The organism is Ruegeria sp. O4, from assembly GCF_056535125.1.
On record NZ_JBQERO010000049.1, the window covers coordinates 1 to 1,304 of the forward strand.

At 55.1% G+C, this 1,304-nt stretch carries 1 protein-coding gene; it reads right to left on the reverse strand.

Features of this window, described 5'->3' with window-relative positions; all coding sequences use genetic code 11:
• Window positions 1-550: 550 nt before the first annotated feature.
• Window positions 551-1,138: an AraC family transcriptional regulator gene (locus ACR0J7_RS20435; protein WP_480915474.1), complete on the reverse strand. Its 588-nt coding sequence runs from the start codon at window positions 1,136-1,138 to the stop codon at window positions 551-553.
• Between the last annotated feature and the right edge of the window lie 166 nt (window positions 1,139-1,304).

The following is a 1,304-nucleotide window of genomic DNA, read 5'->3' on the forward strand; positions in this document are numbered from 1 at the left end:
ATTGTAGATGAGGCTCAATCGCCCAAATATCCACGCGCCGCCTTTACCGTAGGCTATTGAACCTCCAACGACCTAGTCGTTCAGGGAGAGCACCCCGCCTGCAGTTCGCAAGCGGCGTGTTATTCCAGATGCAGTCTCGTCACGCGACCTTACGAAAACGAACAACCCGAGCGACATTTTGTCGAATACGCTATCCGCTTTACAGCGTGCTTACGCGGGCCGACGGGATCAACCGTTAGGACTGCAGGCACAAAGGCAATGGGCATTGTAAGGTTAAGGATTTCATCGATAGTCAAATTCCTGCGCAGAACTTTTTGGCGAATTTTCTTCTGGCTAGTTTTCGAATGGAACAGTTGAGAGGATTGCAAAGTTCGCGATGACAAAACTCACGGGCGAATGACGGCTTTGATGTGCCGGCTGTGGGTTCAGCTGGCCATCGATTTCGCACTCGCGGCGAATGTCGGGAAAGCGGGCTGCGACCGCAGCGGCCGAGTGTGGTAGTCAACGACTGGTTAGGACCGTAGCAAGCATCTGACCCTTTTGGAACAACCTACCGGTTCCTTAAAAACTCTCTCGGACTGACGCCCAGAGTTTGTCGAAACATGTAGCTGAACGCGCTCATAGATTCGTATCCCATGTCGAAGGCAACCGAGGTTACGCTCTTACCCGCCGCGAGCAGCGATACGGCATGCAAGACCCGTGCATGGCGCAACCATTTCGAAGGCGGCATGCCTGTTTCGGCGATGAACAGTCGTTCGATGGTCTTTCTGCTCGCTGGTACATCCGACAACCAGGCTTCGACCGAGCGAACGCTACCAGGGTCGTCGAGCGCACCACGCGCGACGTCGAGAATCCGCGTATCTTTTGGCAATGCAAGAGTAAGCGGCACGTCCTTTGCGGCGAGAATCTCCTGTCGAAGCAACGCATGCAGCGCTGTGTTGTGCTTGACTGTTCGCGTGCCTGTTGCTTCAGGCATCACCGCAACAAACAATGCGTCCAGAAGCGGTGTTATGGCAACGACCCGGCAATCAGGTCCAAGCCACTCTGCCTCTTCGCGATTGACATCGACATAGTGCATGACGTTGTTCGCCCCATAGCGCATCCAGTGTTCTTTATCTGGAGGAATCCAGATCGCCATGGCCGGACTGAGCAGCAGGACCCGGTCCGGGGTTCCGACATACATCGACCCCGAGGCTGCCGAGATCAGTTGACCAAAATGGGGTCTGCTCCGGCTGAGTGCAGAATGACACCTTAAGCGCTGAGCACGCGTTTCCCATATTCTCGCAGGTTGCCTTTGGGATCGA

Excerpts from the sequence above, each read along its gene's own strand:
- ACR0J7_RS20435 (WP_480915474.1), bottom strand. The coding sequence starts at position 1,138 with ATGGCGATCTGGATTCCTCCAGATAAAGAACACTGGATGCGCTATGGG.